We start from the raw sequence: 20,240 nt of genomic DNA, 5'->3' as shown, positions 1-20,240 counted from the left end.
GGCACCGGGGTACGGATCACCTCAGAGAGGGCGGGACTGACGGTCCGGCAGCCAAGGCCAATCCTTAGTGAGGAGCCACATGCAATCGACCATCACCAGCGAGCTGGCCAATGCGGAAGACATGCTCACCATCCTGAACCCGCGAACCGGGGAAACCGTCGGCAGCCTTTCCGTCGCCGGTGCCGCTGAAGTGGCGGGAGCCGTGGCGGCTGCACGCGCTGCCCAGCCGGGCTGGGCGGCCACGCCGCCGGGGGAGCGCGGCAAGTTGCTGCGCGAGGCCGCCCGGGCGCTGGAGGCAGCCGCTGCCGGGCTGGCCGAACTGAACGCGCAGGAGACCGGCCGTCCGGTGGAGGAGGCCTTGGCAGGCGTTGCCGCCGGTGTTTCGACCCTGGAACAGTATGCGGAACTGGGCCCAGTACACCGCGGTCACAGCCTGCGCGGCAACGCGCTGGCCGCGGACTACACCGTTGCCGAGCCCCGCGGCGTGGCTGTGCTGCTGACCCCGTGGAATGACCCCGTGGCCGTGGCCTGCGGACTCATCGGTGCCGCCCTGGTTACCGGGAACACCGCCATTCACAAACCGAGCGAGCGCTGCCCCCACGTGGGAAAGCTGTTGGGGGAGGCATTGGCGCCGGTCTTCCCGCCCAACGTGCTGGTCACGCTGACCGGAGGGGCCGACGTCGGGACCCTCCTCACGCAGGAGCCGGACGTTGACATGTTCGCCCACGTGGGCTCCAGTGCCACCGGTGACCGGATTGCCCGGGCGGCGGTGCTGACGGGCGCGTACGTCATCAGGGAAAACGGCGGGAATGATCCACTGCTGGTGGATGCCGACGTCGATCCCGACTGGGCCGCGGAGCAGGCGGCGATCGGGGCCTTCAGCAACAGTGGGCAGATCTGCACATCCGTTGAGCGCATCTACGTCCACGCGTCCATCGCCGAACCGTTCTGCCAGGCGTTGGTGGAGCAGGCCAGGGAGCGGAACCGGGAAAACCGGCTGGCACCGCTCGTGGACACCCGGATGCGGGACGCCGTCCAGCGGCACGTGGCCGAGGCACTGCAACTCGGGGCGCGGGCCGTGGAGGGTGGCTCCGTTCCGGACGGGCCCGGCGCCTTTTATCCGGCGACGGTCCTGGTGGACTGCATAGAAGCCATGGACGTCATGTCCGAGGAAACGTTCGGCCCCGTGGCGCCGGTGCGCGTTGTGAAGAGCTTCGAGGAAGGGCTCACCCTCGCCGCAGCCGGGCGTTACGGACTGGCTGCCACTGTCCTGACCGGCAGCATCGCCCACGCCCAGCAGGCCGTCGCCGCGCTTCCCGTGGGGACGGTCAAGGTCAACGAGGTCTTCGGCGGCGCACCGGGCGGGGCTGCCCAGCCCCGTGGCGACAGCGGGCACGGGTTTGGCTACGGCCCCGAACTCCTGGATGAATTCTGCCGGGTTAAGGTGGTGCACATCGCTGCGCCTCCCGCCCCGACGGCCGGTGAAAGCAACGGGGCGGCGCTATGACCACCGCCGAACATTCCGAACCCGTGCTTCCCGAACCGGTCCTGTCCGAACCGGTCCTTTCCGAACAGCGCGGCCTGGCGGCGTGGCTTCCCAGGAGGCTGGCCGAAGAACGGCCGTCCATCACGGTCGTGGGCGACTTCATGCTGGACGGCTGGTGGACCGGCTCGATCGACCGGATGTGCCGCGAGGCCCCGGCTCCCGTGGTGGACATCGCGCGGCGCGACTTCGCTCCCGGTGGCGCCGCCAACACGGCCATGAACCTGGCGGCCCTCGGCGCCCGCGTCAGCGTGGCCGGAATTATCGGGACGGACGACGCCGGCACGGAGCTTAGGCGCCAACTGGTGGCCGCCGGGGTGGACACCACCCTCCTTGCCGGGCACCCGGAGATGGTCACCACCACCAAGATCCGGATCAGCAGCGGCGGCCAGGTTCTCCTTCGATTCGACGACGCCGCGGCCGCTGTCCCGCCCGACGCCCTGGCGACGTTCGAGGCGGCGGTGCCTGCCGCCGTCGGAAGCCAAAATGCGGTGGTGATCTGTGACTACGGAACGGGCGTCCTCGCGGACCCTGTGCGCGGACGCCTCATCGAATCGCTGGCAGGGCGGGGCCAGGACACGCTCGTGGTGGTGGATGCGCACGATCCCCGCCCGTGGGCCGGACTCGAGCCGGACCTTGTCACGCCCAACGCGCAGGAGGCCGCCCGCATGCTGGACCTCCGGCTCGGCAGCGGGCCCGGGCGCGCAGAAGTGGTGACGGCGCACGGCGGCGAGCTTCTGCAGGCGACAGGGGCACGCGCCGTCGTGGTCACGCTGGACCGGGACGGCACCGTTCTTATCCCGGCCGCCGGAAACCCGCACCGGACGTGGGCCCGGCCCGCCACCGAGAAGCAGGCCTCCGGCGCGGGCGACACGTTCGTGGCGGCGCTGACCCTGGCGCGCGCCGCGTCGCTCCCTCTGACAACCAGCCTGGACCTGGCGCAGGCGGCGGCGGACGTGGTGGTCCACCATCCGGGGACATCGGTCTGCGGCACGGACGAGCTGGGCCGCTACCTGGAAAGCTTCGCTGACACCGCCCTGACCGCCGACGAACTGGAGCGCCACATCCGTGCCCACCGCAGCGACGGCCAGCGCGTGGTGCTGACCAACGGCTGCTTCGACGTCCTGCACCGCGGGCACACGCGCTACCTGAACCAGGCCAAGCAGCTCGGCGACATCCTGGTGGTGGCGCTCAACAGTGACGATTCCGTCCGCAAGCTCAAGGGGCCGGGCCGTCCCATCAACAGCGTGGCCGACCGGGCCGCCGTGATCGCCGCCCTGAGCTGCGTTGACTACGTCACCGTCTTCGATACCCCGACGCCGATTCCCCTGATCGAACAGCTAAGGCCGGAGATCTATACCAAGGGCGGTGACTACACGCCGGAGATGCTGGCCGAAACGGAGGCCGTGGAGTCCTACGGCGGGACGGTCACCATCCTCGACTACGTGGCCGAGCGCTCCACCACGGCGATTGTCCAGCGCATCCGCAACGGCGAGGGCGCCCCTGTGGCAGAGGGGTAGAGTCCGCTGACTGGGCCGGGCCCCCACCAGCAGGGTTTCCTGAACGAGCGTGCGAGCCCAGGGGGCTGGCGGGGATCGGGATCAGGGGCAGACTGCGGTCAACTAGGCTTGAAGCATGACCGAAGCGGCGGAGAACTGATGGCACGGCGCACCAAGTCAGGCGGGAAATCAGGCGGCCGGAAAGCGGGAGCGGCGGCCCCGGCGCTGCTGGATCTGACCAAGAAAGCGAGTGCAGAGGGCCCCGTCGAGGGCGTCTACCACATCGACACCGGCGACTGCGAGCTCATCGCGGACCAGGACAACGCCACCGGCTGGCTGCTGCGCATCAACGGCGTGATGAGTTCGCACATCGACCTGGCCGATCCGCTGTTCCTCGACTTCGAGTACATGCGCTGGATGTCCGCCCTGATCGAATCCCGCTGGCCGACGGAGACCAGGCCCAGGCTGCGGGGCCTGCACCTCGGCGGCGGAGCCTGCTCGCTGGCCCGGTACTTCCATGCCGCCTACCCGGACGCCCGGCAGGTGGTGGTGGAACTTGACGGGAAGCTCGCCGAATACGTCCGCGGCTGGTTCGACCTGCCCAAGGCCCCGTTACTCCGGCTGCGCGTTGGCGAGGCCCGTGCCGTGACGGAAACCCTGACGCCTGATACCCGCGACTTCATCATCCGGGACGTGTTCGCCGGCGCACTGACCCCGGTTCCGCTGACCACAGCCGAGTTCAACGGGCATGTCCGCCGTGTCCTTGCGGCGGGTGGCATCTACGTGGTGAATTCAGGCGACGGTCCGGACCTGAAGAATGCCCGGGAGGATGCCGCCACCATCGCGGCAGCCTTCGAGCACACCCTCATCATCGCGGACCCCGCCATGCTAAAAGGGCGCCGCTACGGCAATATGGTGATCGCCGGCAGCGACCAGCCGTTCGACGACGATCCGCAGCTCGCGCGGCGGCTCCTGGGCGGTGCCGTGCCCGCGCACATCTGGAACGACGCCAAGGTCCGGGCCTTCGCCGCCGGAGCCCAAGTGCGCCACGACCCCGCGCCCCGTGCGGATGCCCAACCCGGTACAGATGCTGAACCTGGTGCAGGTGCCCAACCCGGTACAGGAGCTCAGGCCGGGCCCCCAGCCTTTGGTTACCGGCTGAGCCGCGTCACCGGCTGAGCCGCCCCTGCCCGAGGAGCCACTCCCGGTGAGCGGTGGTCTGTTCGCGCAGCGCTGTCACCACGGCGGCGACGGCGGGCCGGCGCATCGAGTCGGGCCGCAGGACCATCCAGTAGGGCAGCCGTTCGGCGATGTTCCCGGGCAGCAGGCGCACCAGGTCCTCGTGCCGGTCGGCCATGAAACAGGGGAGGAAGCCCACACCGGCGCCCGCCCGGGTGGCCTCCACGTGCACGAACACATTGGTGGAGCTCACGCCGTCGCGCATGGCCGGCACCAGCCGGCGCGGTGCATCAAGATCGTCCACCTGCAGCATGGAGTCCACGAAGTACACGAGCGGATGGGCGGTCAGGGCCTCCACCGTCCCAGGCATTCCGTTGGCCTCGATGTACTGCCGGGACGCGTACATCCCGAGCTCGTACTCGCCCAGCCGGAACGCTTCGGCACGGTGCACCTGCGGCTCGCCCACCACGACTTCGATGTCCAGTCCCGAGCGCTGCTGCAACGCCCGGCGCGTGACGGTGACGATCTCGACGCTGAGTCCCGGATGGTCCCTCCTCAGACTGGCCACCGCCGGGGCGGCGATGTACGCGCTGAAGCCGTCGGTCGCCGTCATGCGTACGACGCCGGTAATCGGGTCAGGCGCGCGGCCTGACGGTCCCAGCGCACGCACCGCCGTTTCCACCTGCTCTGCCACCAGCACGGCCTGGGCGCCGAGCTCGGTCAGCTCCCAGCCCCCGGACGCCCTGGCGAGCACACGGCCGCCGAGGGCCTTTTCCAATGCGGCGATCCGGCGTGAAACGGTGGTGTGGTTCAGGCCCAGGACCTGGGCCGCCGTCGTGAATTTCGCCGAGCGGGAGACGGCGAGCAGCACCAGCAGATCATCCGGGTTGGCATCCATATCTGCAATTTTGCACGAATCCAGTGCCTGATTAGTCATTGAACCGCGTTCCTTCTGCAGGAATACTCGGGTGAATCGGAAGTGCTGCACGTGTTGGAAGGCAACGGCGCGCGGCACGTGTCAACGTGGACACTTGGAGGAGCAAACTGTGGACGCACAAGGTCCGGACGTGGAAAAGAACCTGAACGGCCGCAAGGCCCTGGTCACCGGCGGTGCCAGCGGAATCGGCGCGGCGTGCGTACGGGAACTGGCCGCCAGGGGAGCGAAGGTGGTGGTTGCCGACGTCGACGAAGCCGGCGCCGCAGCCCTCGCGGATGAGGTGGGCGGCACGTCCTGGGCTGTCGACCTCCTGGACGTTGAGGCGCTGGCCGCGCTGAGCCTGGACTGCGACGTCCTGGTCAACAACGCCGGCATCCAGCGCATCAGCCCCATCGAGGAGTTCGATCCCGTGGCCTTCCGGCGGATCCTGGCGCTCATGCTCGAGGCGCCCTTCCTGCTGATCCGTGCCGCGCTGCCGCACATGTACGCCAATAACTTCGGGCGCATCATCAACCTGTCGTCGGTGCACGGCCTCCGCGCTTCGCCGTTCAAAAGCGCTTATGTCTCGGCGAAGCACGGCCTTGAGGGGCTGAGCAAGGTGACGGCGCTGGAGGGCGGCGAGCACGGGGTCACATCCAACTGCATCAACCCCGGCTATGTGCGCACTCCGCTGGTGGAGAAACAGATCGCGGACCAGGCGCGGGTCCACGGGATTCCGGAGTCGGAGGTTCTGGCGAAGGTGATGCTCACCGAGTCCGCGGTGAAACGGCTGGTGGAACCCGAGGAGGTGGCCTCGCTCGTTGGGTGGCTGTCCTCCGACGCCGCCGGCATGGTCACCGGCGCGAGCTACACGATGGACGGGGGCTGGTCCGCCCGCTAGCTCTTTGAACCTGTCAGCGCCAGCGTGCCGCCTAGTCCGATCATCATCACCCCGCCGGTAGTAGTCACGGCTGCCACCCGGCGGGGTGAACGGGCGAACCACTGCCTCGCAGTACCGGCGGCGAGTGCCCAGACGCTGTCCGAAACCAGCGCAATGGCCAGGAACGTGGCACCCAGCAGGGCGAGTTGGAGGGGAATGGCGCCGGCAGAGTGGTCCACGAACTGCGGGAGGACCGCCACGAAGAACACCACCGACTTCGGGTTCGTGGCCCCGACAACGAAGCCTTCACGCAGAATCCGCCGCGTGGTCGCTGGCCTGGACGGGTTCGGGCCCGGCGGGCCGCCCCGGCGGTGCAGCACCGCCTGGATTCCCAGGTAGATGAGGTAGGCTGCGCCGGCAAACTTCACCACCGTGAACAGCAGCACCGACTCGGCCAGTACGACGCCGAGTCCCAGCGCCACCCCTGCGATCTGGAGCAGTTCCCCGGCCGCATTGCCGAGGACACTCAGCAGGCCGCCCCGCCGCCCCAGGGCGAGCGACCGTCCGATGACGAACAGGACGCTCGGGCCCGGGACGGCGATCAGCAACGCGGAGACCAAGGCAAAGGCCAGCAGATTCTGCAGCGGGAGCATGCCTGATCGTAACGCCGCCGGACGGTAGCCAGCCAGCGCCGGTGTGCTCGACGCGGCCAGCAATGGAACTGAGAACGCTCAACGGGTGAGCTGAACCGTGTGGGCCTACGGATCCTCTGTGACCGGATTGCCGGAGGCCCGGATGTACTCCTCCACGGCCGACTCTGGCACGCGGTAGGACTTGCCGAACCGGTCGGCCGCCAGCGTTCCGGCCCGGACCATCCGGTAGACAGTCATTTTGGACAGGCGCAGGGCCGCGGCGACCTCGGCGATGGTGAGGTACGCGGTGGGCAGGTTGGCGATGGACATGGGATCGGCTCCTGGTGGTCGCTCGGCTGGACTGGCGGTAACCCGCCTAGTCCGGCCGCCTCAGTTGCCGGTAGTCGTAGAAGTACACCTGGTCCGAGGACCGGATCCCGATCGACCGGCCGTTCTTGACCACCACGGTGCCTTCGCGCCTGCCGTTGAACGGATCGTCGCCCACCAGGACGTCGCCGACCTTGTATGGGACAGCGGCCGTCCGCGCGCGCTGCAGGGTCTGGGCCAGGAAACCGGGTGACCGCCCGGACTGAAGATTTGGTGCCGGCGCCCCGGCCTGGATTTCCAACATGAGGACCACTCCTTCACAGTGTGACCAATCGTCGAATCACTGGCGGCGCGGGTCCGGGTCATCATCCGGGGTCAGACCCCCAGCCGGCTGGCACCGTGCAGTCCACTGTAGGCAGGAATCCCATAAGTCACACGAGTAACAACTACCTCATTTATCACATCAGGCACTCCCGTAACAGGCGCTAATTACCTGTCTTTACCCATTTCTACTACTTGTTTTCGCGAATTCGAGCCTGGCGCGCCTTTCCCGCGGGAATCCTACTCAGTTTTGGCGACCACTGGCAGCGGCGAGGTCTCATCCTCAAGGCGGGCCCGGCGTCGTCCGTCGCCTTTGACCCACAGCCGGTAAGCGACCACCAGCAGCCCCAGCCACACAGCCCCCACATAGAGCGCCACGCGGGTGTCTTCAAAGAAGCCAAGCACCGCGATCACCAGTCCCATGAAGCCGATGGTGAGGACAGATGCCGCCGGCCACCAGGGTGAGGGGAACTCCGACGCCGGCAGGCCCATGCGGGCGATTTCACGTTTCATCGCCACGTGGGAGGCGAGAATCATGACCCATACCCAGACCGTCGCGAAGGTGGCGATGGACGCGATGAGCAGGAAGACATCTTCGGGGATCACCGCATTCAGCACCACCCCCACGAGCAGGATCCCGGCCATCATCACCACAGTCATCCACGGCACGCCATGCCGCGAAACCCGTCCGAAGCTCTGCGGCGCGTGGCCCTGCTTGGCCAGGCCGAAGAGGATCCGGCCGGCACCGAAGATGTCGCTGTTGATGGCGGAGAGCGCGGCGGTGATCACTACGGCGTTGAGGATGTGGGGTGCGGCGGGAATGCCCAGGCCGCTGAAGATCTGGACGAACGGGCTGCCGTTGCTGCCGATCTCGTTCCACGGGAAGAGGCTCATCAGCACGCCCAGAGTCAGCACGTAGAACAGCAGGACCCGGACCGGCACGGTGTTGACGGCCTTCGGGATCACCTTCTTGGGGTCGGCTGCCTCACCGGCCGTGATGCCGATGGTTTCAATCCCGCCGAAGGCGAACATGACGACCGCAAACGAGGCCAGGAGACCCTCGAAGCCGTTCGGGAACAGGCCGCCATGCTCCACGAGGTTGCCCAGGCCCGGGGCAACCGCTGAGGCGTCGCCGTTCTGGAAGCCAAACGCAAGGATGGCCGCACCGCCGGCGATCATCGCGATAATGGCTGAAACCTTGACCAGGGTGAACCAGAACTCGAGTTCACCGAAGACCTTGACGCTCAGCAGGTTCAGCGCTGCGAGGAGGAAGATGATGGCCAGGATCCAGACCCACCGCTCCACGGACGGGAACCAGAAGCCCATATAGATACTGAAGGCGGTGACATCGGCGATGGCCACGATCGCCATTTCGAAGACGTAGGTCCAGCCGGTCACGAAGCCTGCCAGCGGGCCAAGGTAGCGGCTGGCGTACTGCCCAAAGGATCCCGAGACCGGGTGTCGCACGGCCATTTCCCCCAGCGCGCGCATCACCATGAACACGGCGGCGCCGCCAATCATGTAGGCGAACAGCACGGCGGGCCCGGCCTTTTGGATGGCCGAGGCCGAACCGTAGAACAGGCCGGTGCCGATGGCCGAGCCCAATGCCATGAAGCGGATGTGGCGGACGTTGAGGCCGCGGTTCAGGACGGTTCCGACGGCGGTTCCGACGGCGGCGGCCGCCCCGGTGCGTCCGGTGGGTTGGTCGGAGGTGCTGTCGGCGGTGGGGCCGTCAGGTGCCGCCGTTTCGGCTGTTGTTTGGGCTTGTTGCATGCCAATACCTTCTCGTCATTGGGAGGGGGATCGCTATCCAGCACACCACGTCTGCGGGGGCTGTGATGGGGCTCACGGGGTCTTGCTGTCTTTCATTTCAGACTGTGCAGCGTCAGACGCTGCGCTATCGCGGCGATGTGCCAGGGGCATGCCGCGAGGCAGCCAAAGGCGTTGGCGTAGTACTGAGGATCCGCGCTGCCCTTTAGCTTGTTCGGCGGTGAACGGCGGGACGGCCTGCCAATATCTGGCCGCCGCCCTGGTCCGCCTCAGCGGTAGCCGTTAGCGTCGGCCGGAAGCCCGGCGTCCTGGACCTCCTCACCCGAACTGCTTCAGCTCCTCGGCCTGGCTGAAGGCGAGCCGCAGGACTGCGGACTTGGCGAGGTCGTAAAACGCGGAGAGCCGGTAGTGCGCGGCGTTGTATTCGCGCGTTCCGTCCGTCATTTCCACCACCAGTCCTCCCGGGCGGCGGATGAGCAGCGGCAGGGCGAAATGGCTGGTGACCAGATGCGTGTCGACGGCGCCGTGCAGCATCCGCAAACCGCCCGCAAGGTCGTGTTTCCACAGGGGCGTATTCCACTGGATGAGGTTCTCACCGCCCCATATGTCGTTCACCAGGATGTCCAGCCGGCCGTGCCCATCGTCGATGCGGCGGACCAGCACTTCCACCTCCGCGGCGTCGAGATGGTCCACCGCCACTGCGATGCCCGTCCCGCCGGCGGCGCTCACCATGGCTGCCGTGTCGTCGATAGTTTCCGGGCGACGATAGTCGGACGCGTGGTCCTTGGTGGTGCGGCCGGTGCAGTAGACCACAGCCCCGGCCTCACCCAGGGCGACGGCTGTCCCGCGGCCTGCCCCTCGCGTGGCCCCGGCGACCAGAGCCACCCTGCCCTTTAGCGGAAATTCCATGGACAAACGCTACCGCTGTGCCCCGCAAAGCGGGATGATGGGCCAAGCAAGGAGATGTCCGGTATTCCAGACAACGCTGCCTCTGAAATGCAGCCAGCACCCCTCCGGTGCGCGCAAGCTTAAGTACGGGATACCGGACACCTTTCGGAGAAGCGCCGGAGAGAAATAACCCCGAACAGACAGTCAAACGACGAACCCCGGAGGACATATGGCAGGCACGATGGCCGCAACTGCGGCAACGCGGCCGGAATCAGCAGTCAAAGCAAAGGTTCCAGCTGCCGAAAACACTCTGCGGATCCTCAAGCTGTTGGCTTCCAAGCGGGGGCCCATGGCGGCGTCGAACATTGCCACAGCCCTGGGGCTGCCGCGCTCAAGTGTCTACCACCTCCTGGGTGTCATGGAGGCGAACGGCTTCGTCCTGCACCTGCACGAGGAGCAGCGCTACGGCCTGGGCATCAGCGCCTTCGAGCTCAGCTCCGCCTTCTCGCGGCAGGAACCGCTGTCCAGGCTGGGGCGGCCCATGCTGGCGTCCCTCGTCGATGTCCTTGGCGAAAGCGCGCACCTGGCGGTCCTGCACGGCCGGGATGTGCTCTACATCGTGGAGGAGCGCGCCAAGAACCGGCCATCGCTGGTGACCGACGTCGGTGTCCGGCTGCCCAGCCACCTCACCGCCAGCGGTCGCGCAATCCTTGCCGCGCTGCCAAAGTCCCAGGTCCGCGCGCTCTATCCGAACGCCGCCGCCTTCACGGCCCGGCACGAGGTGGAGGGCGCAATCATGAAGTACTCGGCACTGTCCTCGCACCTGGACCAGGTGCGGCAGCGTGGCTACGCCACGGAACATGGGGAGGTGACGCCGGGCTTCGGCTCCATCGCCGCCGCTGTCACGGATCACGTTGGATGGCCGACGGCGGCAGTCGCCGTCACGTTCCTGGAGGACAAGCTGCCGGAGGACCAATGGCCGGTGCTCGCCGCCCGCGTCCAAAAGGTCGCCGATGAGCTCTCAGTTCGCATCCACGGCCGCCCCGCTCAGCAATAGCCCAAGTACGTAGCAGCACAGGGCGTTCTCGCGCCTCAGAACGCCCTGACGTGCTACCTAATTGGGTCTGGGATACCGGACAGCACCGCCCGGAAACCCCTGTCTGGCCCGCTCAGAAGGGGCTTTAGTTGATACAGAAGCACTTCCGCTCAAACCCTTGAGCAACTCCATAGAACTCCGCAACAGTACATTTCCCGCAACACGAAGGAGCCACCATGGCACCCGCCGATTTCACCACCGGTGCCCGCCCGGTCAAAGCAGCCCGCGGCACCGAGCTCACCGCCAAGTCCTGGCAGACCGAGGCGCCCCTGCGCATGCTCATGAACAACCTCGATCCCGAGGTGGCCGAACGCCCCGATGACCTGGTGGTCTACGGCGGCACCGGCCGGGCCGTGCGCTCCTGGGCAGCGTTCGATGCCATCACCCGCACCCTGGAAACCATGGACAAGGACGAGACCCTGCTGGTCCAGTCCGGCAAGCCGGTGGGCGTCTTCCGCACCAACGAATGGGCGCCGCGGGTGCTGCTGGCCAACTCCAACCTCGTCGGCGACTGGGCCACGTGGCCCGAATTCCGCCGGCTCGAGGCCGAGGGCCTGATGATGTACGGGCAGATGACGGCCGGCTCCTGGATCTACATCGGTACCCAGGGCATCCTGCAGGGCACGTTCGAGACCTTCGCCGCGATCGCCCGCAAACTCACCGGGGACAGCAACGGCACACTCGCCGGCACCCTGACCCTCACCGGCGGCTGCGGCGGCATGGGCGGGGCCCAGCCGCTGGCCGTCACCCTGAACGAGGGCGCGTGCCTGATTGTCGACGTCGACGAGACCCGCCTGCGCCGCCGCGCCGGCAAGCGCTACCTGGACGAGGTGGAGACCGACCTCGACGCCGCGATCGCCAAGGTCCTCAAGGCCAAGGAAGAGCGCCGCGGCTGGTCCGTGGGCTACGTCGGCAATGCCGCCGAGGTCTTCCCGGAACTGCTGCGCCGCCACAAGGCCGGCGAGCTGACCATCGACATCGTCACCGACCAGACCTCCGCCCACGACCCCCTGTCCTATCTGCCGGAGGGCATCTCCGTGGATGAGTGGCACCGCGAAGCCGAGGCCGACCCGGAGGGCTTCACCAAGAAGGCCCAGGCATCGATGGCCAAGCACGTCCAGGCCATGGTCGAGTTCCAGGACGCCGGCGCCGAGGTGTTCGACTACGGCAACTCGATCCGCGACGAGGCCCGCAAGGGCGGCTACGGACGCGCGTTCGAGTTCCCCGGCTTCGTCCCGGCCTACATCCGCCCGCTGTTCTGTGAGGGACTGGGTCCGTTCCGCTGGGTCGCCCTCTCCGGTGACCCGGAGGACATTGCCGTCACGGACAAGGCCATCAAGGAACTGTTCCCGGACAACCAGCACCTGCATCGCTGGATCGACGCCGCCGGTGAGCGCGTCGAGTTCGAGGGCCTGCCGGCGCGCATCTGCTGGCTGGGCTACGGCGAACGTGCCAAGGCCGGCCTGCTCTTCAACCAGCTGGTCAAGGAAGGCAAGGTCAAGGCGCCCATCGTGATCGGCCGCGACCACCTGGACTCCGGCTCCGTCGCCTCGCCGTACCGGGAGACCGAGGCCATGGCCGACGGCTCGGACGCCATCGCCGACTGGCCGCTGCTCAACGCCCTGCTCAACACCTCCTCCGGCGCCACCTGGGTTTCCATCCACCACGGCGGAGGCGTCGGCATCGGCCGCTCCATCCACGCCGGCCAGGTCTCCGTCGCCGACGGCACCGACCTCGCCGCCGAAAAGCTCGAGCGGCTCCTCACCAACGACCCCGGCATGGGCGTCATCCGCCACGTCGACGCCGGCTATGACCGCGCCGTCGACGTCGCCAAGGAACGCGGCGTCCGCATCCCCATGAACGAGAGCAACTGACTCGCATTAGTTGTCGTTTTCACGGCTCAAAACGACAATAACTGCCAGTCAGTTGGGAACAACCCACAAGAGGAAATCATGACCACCATTACCCACGAACCGCTCACCGTCACCCTCGGTGCCAGCGGTGCCACGCCCGAGGACGTCGTCGCCGTCGCACGCCACGACGCCAAGGTGACCATCTCCCAGGAAGCCCTGGACACCGTCGCCAAAGTCCGCGCGCACATCGACGAACTGGCCCACAGCGACGTGCCCGCCTACGGCATCTCCACCGGCTTCGGCGCGCTGGCCAACCGCCACATCCCCGGCGAGCTGCGTACCCAGCTGCAGAAATCGCTGATCCGCAGCCACGCCGCCGGCATGGGGCCCGCCGTTGAACGCGAAGTGGTCCGCGGCATCATGTTCCTGCGCGCCAAAACGCTGGCCTCCGGCCGCACCGGCGTCCGGCCCGTGGTGCTGCAGACCATGGTGGACGTGCTCAACGCCGGCATCACCCCGGTGGTCCGCGAGTTCGGTTCGCTGGGCTGCTCCGGCGACCTCGCACCCCTGTCCCACTGCGCCCTGGTCCTCATGGGCGAAGGTGAAGCCACCGGCCCCGACGGCGAACTGTACGGCGGCGCCGGGCAGCGCACGGTCGCCGAACTGCTCGCCGCACACGGCATCGAGCCGGTGACCCTGGCCGAGAAGGAAGGCCTGGCGCTGGTCAACGGCACCGAGGGCATGCTGGGCATGCTCCTGATGGCCATCGCGGACCTGCGGCAGCTGCTCACGACGGCGGATATCACCGCCGCGCTCAGCGTCGAGGCGCTGCTCGGCACGGACCAGGTGTTCCTCCCCGAGCTGCACGCTGCCCTCCGCCCGCACCCGGGTCAGGCAGCCAGCGCCGATAACATGCTCCGGGTCCTGTCCGACTCGGCCATCGTGGCCTCGCACCGCGTGGGCGATTCCCGTGTCCAGGACGCCTACTCCCTGCGCTGCGCACCCCAGGTTGCCGGCGCCGTCCGGGACACGGTTGACCACGCCGAACTGGTGGCTTCCCGTGAACTCGCCGCCGCCATCGACAACCCCGTGGTCCTGCCCGACGGCCGGGTCAGCTCCAACGGCAACTTCCACGGCGCCCCGGTGGCCTACGTGCTCGACTATCTGGCCATCGCCGTCGCGGACCTCAGCTCCATCGCCGAGCGGCGCACGGACCGCATGCTGGACCCGGCCCGCTCGCATGGCCTGCCGGCGTTCCTGGCCGCGGATCCGGGCGTGGACTCGGGCCTCATGATCGCCCAGTACACCCAGGCCGGGCTGGTCTCGGACAACAAGCGGCTCGCGGTTCCCGCGTCCGTGGACTCCATCCCGAGCTCCGCCATGCAGGAGGACCACGTGTCCATGGGCTGGCACGCTGCCCGCAAGCTCCGCAAAGCCGTGGAGAACCTGCGCCGGGTGCTTGCGATCGAACTGGTGACATCGGCCCGGGCGATCGACATGCGCACCCAGCTCTCGGGCGGCCAGCTGACGCCGGGACCTGCCGGGGCGGCTGTCCTCGAAACGCTGCGGACCGTCGTCGCCGGTCCGGGCGCGGACAGGTTCCTGTCACCGGAGCTGGAGGCGGCCGACCGGCTGGTTGGCTCCGGTGCTGTCCGGACGGCGGCCGAATCGGCCGTCGGCAATCTCGCCTGAAGGTGAACAAAGTGCACCGCCGGCAAGCATTTGCCGGCGGTGCCGAAATAGTCTGCAACGCGCCGGACACAGACCGGCGAGTGTAGTAGAACTAAAGGTGTAGTAAAAGTCACATCAAAGATGCTGTGGCGTAAGAAGAACATCCACAAAGGGGTAGAAGTTCAAATGAAAGCACGCGGGGCAGTTCTGTCCAAGCGCATCGCACATGCAGCCACGGTTTCCGACTGGGGATCGCTGCATGTGGGTGAGCGGATCGAGATCATCAAGCATGCGCACGTTATTGCCGCAGGCGAGGTGGAGGAAATCTCACGGAGCGGAAACGTGCTGTGGCTGATCTGTGGCGGAGGGCATGAGTCCCAACTCTTTATGAAGTCCGACGGCGTGCAGGTGCGCCGGATGTAGTCCGGCTGTAGCCGTGCGATAGACAGCGCACCGGAATAAAAAGCCCCCGACCTTGGATCATTCGGCCGTTTGGCCAGAATGAGTCCAGGATCGGGGGCTTTTTCGCGTCTTAAGCTGCGATGTCCTCGTGTGTTTCACCGAAGGGAACAGACTCGTCGAGGGCCACTGTGTAACGGCCTGGCTCCAGGCGGGTGACCTTGATGCCGCAGGTGCCTTCCTGGGCAGCCGTCTCGATCAGCGTCCCTACCGCGGTTTCCAGGCCGTCGTGGACCTGGTCGGCACTGGTGAACGCCAGGTCGAAGGACCGGGCATCCGAGGAGCGGGACGCGCTCATAGGAGCGGTTGGGCGCTCCATGGTTGCTGTGCTCATGTACTGACTTTCTATGGTTTTTGCCGGGGGGCAGTAGACCATTCTACCGGGAAGCGCCTCAAAGGTAGGATGACTGTCATTTGACAATAATGTTGACGATAGTTGTCTTATCAACCATTCTGCCCTCTCGCCGCATTTGCAAGCGGTCTTGAGCCACGCTCCCTCGGCCTCGCGCGCTAGTGTTGATCAGGTCTGAGAGGCCGACGGCGCAGGAGATGACCGTGTTTGAAGGTGCCAGCATCATGTTCGCCGCGGCGGGCGTAGCCGTCTTTGTCGCCGCCATCTTGCCCAAGGCGCTGCGCAATGCCCCGATCTCTATGCCGATGGTGTTCCTGGGTGCCGGTGCGGCTGCCTTCGGGCTGCTTCCCACCCTCCCGGACCCGAGCCCCGTACAACACCATGAGTTGACACTGCACCTGACCGAGGTCTGTGTGATCATCTCGCTGATGGGAGCCGGGCTGGCGCTGGACCGTTCCGTGGGGCGGCGGAACTGGGCCACCACCTGGCGGATGCTCGGCGTCGCCATGCCCCTGTGCATGCTGGGCCTGACGCTCCTCGGACTCTGGCTGCTGGGCCTGGGACTCGCCGCCGCGCTCCTCGTGGCCGCCGCACTGGCCCCCACCGATCCGGTCCTGGCCTCCGAGGTGCAGGTGGGTGAGCCGGCCGACGAGGAGGAGGGCACCGACCGGGAGGACGAGGTGAGGTTCGCGCTGACCTCAGAGGCGGGACTGAACGACGGGCTGGCCTTTCCCTTTGTGTACCTGGCCATTGCCATGAGCCTTGTGGGGACCGCGCCGCCGGCCTGGTTTCCGGAGTGGTTCGGCGTGGACGTCCTGTGGCGGATCGGCATGGGCGTGCTGCTTGGCTTCGGGACGGGCAAGGCGTTGGCCCGGCTCTTTTTCTCCGCCCGGCACGACAGCATCCGGCTGTCCAACCACTCCGAGGGTTTCGTTGCGCTGGCCGCCACCTTCCTGGCCTACGGCGTCACCGAGATGATCGAGGGCTACGGGTTCATTGCGGTGTTCGTCTGTGCCGTGACCATCAGGGCGGCGGAGCGCACGCACGGCTACCACCGCATCCTTCACTCCTACGTGGAACAGCTTGAGCGGCTCCTGACGGTGGTCATCCTGGTCCTTCTGGGCGGCGCGATCGCGCGGGGCCTGCTGGCTGGCGTCGGCTGGGCCGAGGTGGGCGTGGCACTGGTCTTCCTGGTCCTTGTGCGCCCGCTGTCCGGCTGGCTGGCACTGGCCCGCGGCAAGACCGGTCCCCGGGAGCGGATCGCCATTTCCTTCTTCGGCATCAGGGGCATCGGGTCGCTTTACTACCTTGCCTACGCCTTGGGCCAGGGCAGTTTCGGGGACCAGGCGCAGCGCCTGTGGAGCATCGTCGGACTGGTGGTGGCGATGTCCGTCGTGCTGCACGGGGCCACCACGGCGCCGGTCATGAATCGCCTGGACCGGCTCCGCGAACGCAGGGCAGCCGAGAAATTCGGTGACGAGGGAAAGGCGCCGCACACGCCGGTGTGACCCTGCCCAGCACCGATCATGCAGGGGGCGGCAAGTATTCCACTTTCCGGCCGATGATGTGGTGAGCTTGGATCATGGCAGGCAGAAGGTTGGTATCCCGGTTGGCTCTCGCACTGGCAAAGTTGCTGGGGTTTGTGTTGGTCAGCTGCCTCTGCGGGGTCCTCGTGGCCAGCTTCCTGGTGCCCGGGGCCGCCCTCGCCGGAACCTCGGTCAGCAGGTCGATTTCCTACTTCAACAGCCTTCCCACCGAACTCGCGGTGCCTGCACCGTCGCAGACCACCCGCATGCTGACGGCGGACGGCAAGCTCATCGCCACGTTCTATTCGGAGAACCGGGTCCGTGTGCCCCTGAAGCAGATGTCCCCGTTCATCCGGAAGGCCGTAGTCGCCATCGAAGACAGCCGCTTCTATGAGCACGGCGGCGTGGACACGCAGGGCGTCCTCCGCGCGCTCACCAGCAACCTGACCCGCGGCGACCGGCAGGGTGCCTCGACCCTCACCCAGCAGTACGTCACCAACATCGTGAACGAGTCCCTGATTTCCGAAGGCCGTGAGGACCAGGTGGTGCTCAGCGGGCAGAAGACCATGGGGGACAAGCTGCGCGAGATGCGGCTCGCGATGGCCCTGGAGAAGAAGTTCACCAAGGACCAGATCCTTGAGGGCTACCTCAACATCGTGTTCTTCAACCGCAGCGCGTACGGCATTGAGGCGGCGGCCCAGTATTTCTACAGCGTTCCGGCGAGCAGGCTCACGCTGCCCCAGTCGGCGCTGCTCGCGGGCCTGGTTAACAGCCCCAGCTTCTACGATCCAGTGACCAACCCCAAGAACTCGCTGAAACGCCGCAACCAGGTCCTCGGCGAGATGCTCAAGCAGAAGATGATCACGAAGAAGCAGCATGACGCCGCCGTGGCCTCCGGCGTCGGGTTGAAGGTGCGTCCTTCGCGGCAGGGGTGCGCCGCTGCCACCATGGCCCCGTACTTCTGTGACTACGTGACCCACTTGTTCCTCAACAACCCGGCCTACGGCGCGGACACCGAAGCCCGCGAAAAGCGGCTCTTCCGCGGCGGGCTGACCATCACCACCACGCTGGACAGCCGGCTGCAGGCGAAGGCGCAGGCGCAGGTCAACGCCACCGCCGGTGCCAACCCGGACAAGTGGGGCGCTTCGCTGGTTACGGTGCAGCCGGGCACCGGCAGGGTCCTGGCGATGGCGCAGAACACGGTCTACTTGCCCCAGCCCGGCAAGTTCGACACCCAGTTGAACTTCAACGTGGACGCCAAGGACGTGAACGGCAACGACCTCAACGGCGCCGGCGGGTTCCAGCCAGGCTCCACCATGAAGCCCTTTACCTTCGCCGAGTGGCTGCACCAGGGCAAGACCATGTCCACGGTGCTGGACGCCTCGAAGCGCGAATACCCGCTGGGGTTCCGATGGCGGGACTCGTGCGGCAAGGTGGCCGGCGGCTACAGCACCAAGCAGCGCCGGGCAGGACTCGACGCGGCTGACGACCTGCAGAACGCCTCGGAGGGCTACTACCGCAAGATGCCGGCCGACTACGGGCTCTACAACTCGATCAACACGGCAACCTTTGCCGAGGCCGCACAGCTGGACTTCTGCGGGATCCAGAACATGGTCAACGCCGTCGGGCTCCGCAGCGGGCTGGACGGGACCCCGGTGAACATGCACCAGCTGGGCAACCTGCTCGGCGGCACCGAGGTGGCCCCGCTGACCATGGCCAACGCCTTCGCCACCTTCGCCGCCGACGGCCGGTACTGCGTGCCGGTGGCCTTGGCCGGCGTGGCGGACATGGCGGGCAAAAAACTTCCGGCGGCGGCCCAGGAATGCAGCGACACCGTGGAGAAGAACGTTGTCCGCGGGGTGAACAAGGCACTCCAGGACATGCTCAACAAGGGCTCCGGCATCTACATCAACCCCAAGGTGCAGAAGAGTGTTCCGGTGGCGGCCAAAACGGGAACCAACAACAGCAACGGAGCCACCTGGGTGCTGGGCTACACCACCGGCCTGGCCACGGCGTCGTTCTTCGGGGACGCCCTGCAGGGCCAGCAGCGCCCGGGCCGGAACCTGACTATCAACGGCAAGTTCTACGACCGGATTGACGGCTACATGATTGCGGGCCCGCAATGGGCGAACTACATGCTTCAGGTGGCGCGGCTCTATCCCGCCGCCGCCTTCCCCAAGCCGCCGGCGTCGATCATCAGCAAGCCTGCGGCGAAGCCCAAGGCGCCCGCCCGGCCTACCCCGAAGCCCAAGCCCAGGCCCAAGCCGAAGGGTTAGCCGGCTGAAGGATTAGGCCAGGATACCTTCGCGGGACGAACGCTCAGCCCAGCAGGATGCTGACCAGCCGCGCGGCCACCCGGGCGGTCCGGTTGTCGATGTCGAAAGCCGGGTTCAGTTCGGCCACGTCCGCGTGCAGGAGTTTGCCGCTGGCCACCACCTGGCGGCAGACGGCACTGATCACCGGCAGCGGAACACCGTACGCGGCCGGGGCGCTGACGCCGGGAGCCACGGCGGCCGGCAGCACGTCCAGGTCGATGGTCAGGTACAGGACGTCGATCCCGCTGAGGAAATCCGCCACGAAAGCCTCGGCCGCGCCGGCGGTGCAGTCCTCATCCAGCAGGTACTTCACTCCCAACTCATCGGCGGTGCTGAACAGCGCCCGTGTGTTGTTGGGTTCGGAAATTCCGACGACGGCGTACCTGAGTTCGCGTCCCGCGGCGGCTTCGGCGCGGGCCATCTGGAGGAACGGCGTTCCCGAACTGGGGGCCGCCTCGTCCCGGAGGTCGAAGTGGGCGTCGAGGTTGAGCACGCCCAGCCGCTGGCCGTCACGGACCGCCCGGGACCCTGCCACGCCGAGGTAGCTCGCGTAGGCGGTTTCGTGGCCGCCGCCGAGCATCAGGGTGAGGCGGCCGCCGTCGAGCAGTGCCGCCACGGCGAGGCCCGCGCGGGCCTGGCCCGCCTCCAGTTCGCCGTCGTGGACCACCACATCGCCCGCGTCGGCGACGGGCCGCTCCGAATGGTAGGCGAGCGGGCCGAGCGCACTGCGGATGGCAGCCGGGGCGGCCGCGGCTCCGGTCCTGCCCTTGTTCCGGCGCACACCCTCATCACTGCCGAAGCCAAGGATCACTGCGGGGCGCTGGGCGGGTGCGGCGGCGTTCAGGCCGGGAGTGCTGAGCCGGGCGGTGCGCTCAGCAGCCGGCGTTACGGCCTGCCACCACCGGCGGTGGGCTTCGCCGTCGCCGTCGTAACGGCCCGTCCAGGGGCGGGGTTCAACGTCAACGGAAAGCGCGGGAAAGTCCATGCTTCAAGCTCACCGTACTGACACAGGG

18 protein-coding genes are annotated in these 20,240 nt (G+C 67.3%); 10 read left to right on the top strand and 8 right to left on the bottom strand.

Annotated elements, in window-relative coordinates:
* Positions 1–79 precede the first annotated feature (79 nt).
* The 3 genes from ABIE00_RS21060 (at position 80) to ABIE00_RS21050 (ending at position 4,221) form a co-directional block, all read left to right on the top strand.
* Complete coding sequence (locus ABIE00_RS21060) at positions 80–1,507, top strand: aldehyde dehydrogenase family protein (RefSeq protein WP_354262592.1); 1,428 nt, start codon at positions 80–82, stop codon at positions 1,505–1,507.
* Entirely contained in the window at positions 1,504–3,063 is a 1,560-nt protein-coding gene (gene rfaE2, locus ABIE00_RS21055) for a D-glycero-beta-D-manno-heptose 1-phosphate adenylyltransferase (RefSeq protein ID WP_354262591.1), read from the top strand. The genes ABIE00_RS21060 and rfaE2 overlap by 4 nt, the downstream gene beginning before the upstream one ends.
* Positions 3,064–3,201: 138 nt before the next feature.
* Positions 3,202–4,221 carry a spermidine synthase gene (locus ABIE00_RS21050; RefSeq protein WP_354262590.1) on the top strand — a complete coding sequence of 340 codons (1,020 nt, stop codon included), beginning with the start codon at positions 3,202–3,204 and terminating at the stop codon, positions 4,219–4,221.
* On the opposite strand, the gene ABIE00_RS21045 is transcribed toward ABIE00_RS21050, so the two are convergent.
* On the bottom strand, positions 4,211–5,119 hold the full coding sequence (locus ABIE00_RS21045; RefSeq protein ID WP_354263469.1) for a LysR family transcriptional regulator: 909 nt from the start codon (positions 5,117–5,119) through the stop codon (positions 4,211–4,213). The genes ABIE00_RS21050 and ABIE00_RS21045 overlap by 11 nt on opposite strands.
* A gap of 169 nt (positions 5,120–5,288) precedes the next feature.
* Here ABIE00_RS21045 and ABIE00_RS21040 point away from each other — a divergent pair, with 169 nt between their 5' ends.
* Positions 5,289–6,038 (top strand): 3-hydroxybutyrate dehydrogenase, encoded by a 750-nt coding sequence (locus ABIE00_RS21040; protein ID WP_354263468.1) that lies wholly within the window; start codon positions 5,289–5,291, stop codon positions 6,036–6,038.
* On the opposite strand, the gene ABIE00_RS21035 is transcribed toward ABIE00_RS21040, so the two are convergent.
* The 5 genes from ABIE00_RS21035 to ABIE00_RS21015 all read right to left on the bottom strand — a co-directional run bounded on the left by ABIE00_RS21035 (position 6,035) and on the right by ABIE00_RS21015 (position 9,976).
* A complete protein-coding gene (locus ABIE00_RS21035; RefSeq protein ID WP_354262589.1) occupies positions 6,035–6,670 on the bottom strand; it encodes a LysE family translocator in 636 nt (211 codons plus the stop codon). The genes ABIE00_RS21040 and ABIE00_RS21035 overlap by 4 nt on opposite strands.
* A gap of 105 nt (positions 6,671–6,775) precedes the next feature.
* Positions 6,776–6,979: a helix-turn-helix domain-containing protein gene (locus ABIE00_RS21030; RefSeq protein ID WP_354262588.1), complete on the bottom strand. Its 204-nt coding sequence runs from the start codon at positions 6,977–6,979 to the stop codon at positions 6,776–6,778.
* Positions 6,980–7,025: 46 nt separating this feature from the next.
* Entirely contained in the window at positions 7,026–7,280 is a 255-nt protein-coding gene (locus tag ABIE00_RS21025; protein WP_354262587.1) for a hypothetical protein, read from the bottom strand.
* A gap of 257 nt (positions 7,281–7,537) precedes the next feature.
* Positions 7,538–9,070, bottom strand: a complete 1,533-nt coding sequence (locus ABIE00_RS21020) for an amino acid permease (protein WP_354262586.1) — start codon at positions 9,068–9,070, stop codon at positions 7,538–7,540.
* 315 nt (positions 9,071–9,385) lie between these two features.
* Positions 9,386–9,976: an SDR family NAD(P)-dependent oxidoreductase gene (locus tag ABIE00_RS21015; protein ID WP_354262585.1), complete on the bottom strand. Its 591-nt coding sequence runs from the start codon at positions 9,974–9,976 to the stop codon at positions 9,386–9,388.
* A gap of 208 nt (positions 9,977–10,184) precedes the next feature.
* On the opposite strand from ABIE00_RS21015, the gene ABIE00_RS21010 reads away from it, so the two are divergent.
* From ABIE00_RS21010 to ABIE00_RS20995, 4 genes are all read left to right on the top strand, one after another.
* A complete protein-coding gene (locus ABIE00_RS21010) occupies positions 10,185–11,012 on the top strand; it encodes an IclR family transcriptional regulator (RefSeq protein WP_354262584.1) in 828 nt (275 codons plus the stop codon).
* Between the two features lie 215 nt (positions 11,013–11,227).
* On the top strand, positions 11,228–12,925 hold the full coding sequence (gene hutU / locus ABIE00_RS21005) for a urocanate hydratase (RefSeq protein WP_354262583.1): 1,698 nt from the start codon (positions 11,228–11,230) through the stop codon (positions 12,923–12,925).
* Between the two features lie 78 nt (positions 12,926–13,003).
* On the top strand, positions 13,004–14,596 hold the full coding sequence (hutH, locus tag ABIE00_RS21000; protein WP_354262582.1) for a histidine ammonia-lyase: 1,593 nt from the start codon (positions 13,004–13,006) through the stop codon (positions 14,594–14,596).
* A 165-nt stretch (positions 14,597–14,761) separates the two neighbouring features.
* Positions 14,762–14,998 (top strand): hypothetical protein, encoded by a 237-nt coding sequence (locus tag ABIE00_RS20995; protein WP_354262581.1) that lies wholly within the window; start codon positions 14,762–14,764, stop codon positions 14,996–14,998.
* Between the two features lie 109 nt (positions 14,999–15,107).
* Here the strand turns inward: ABIE00_RS20995 and ABIE00_RS20990 are convergent, their stop codons facing one another.
* The gene (locus tag ABIE00_RS20990; RefSeq protein WP_354262580.1) at positions 15,108–15,368 is read right to left on the bottom strand and encodes a hypothetical protein; all 261 of its coding nucleotides are present in this window, start codon (positions 15,366–15,368) and stop codon (positions 15,108–15,110) included.
* A 221-nt stretch (positions 15,369–15,589) separates the two neighbouring features.
* Between ABIE00_RS20990 and ABIE00_RS20985 the strand changes: the two genes are divergently transcribed.
* Positions 15,590–16,894, top strand: a complete 1,305-nt coding sequence (locus tag ABIE00_RS20985) for a cation:proton antiporter (RefSeq protein ID WP_354262579.1) — start codon at positions 15,590–15,592, stop codon at positions 16,892–16,894.
* 74 nt (positions 16,895–16,968) lie between these two features.
* Complete coding sequence (locus ABIE00_RS20980; protein WP_354262578.1) at positions 16,969–19,188, top strand: transglycosylase domain-containing protein; 2,220 nt, start codon at positions 16,969–16,971, stop codon at positions 19,186–19,188.
* Between the two features lie 43 nt (positions 19,189–19,231).
* Here the strand turns inward: ABIE00_RS20980 and hutG are convergent, their stop codons facing one another.
* On the bottom strand, positions 19,232–20,212 hold the full coding sequence (hutG, locus tag ABIE00_RS20975) for a formimidoylglutamase (RefSeq protein WP_354262577.1): 981 nt from the start codon (positions 20,210–20,212) through the stop codon (positions 19,232–19,234).
* Positions 20,213–20,240 lie beyond the last annotated feature (28 nt).

Origin of the sequence: Arthrobacter sp. OAP107, assembly GCF_040546765.1 — a bacterium.
GTDB lineage: Bacteria > Actinomycetota > Actinomycetes > Actinomycetales > Micrococcaceae > Arthrobacter.
Note: the sequence above shows the minus strand (reverse complement) of the source record. Positions and strands in the feature narration are given on the sequence as shown.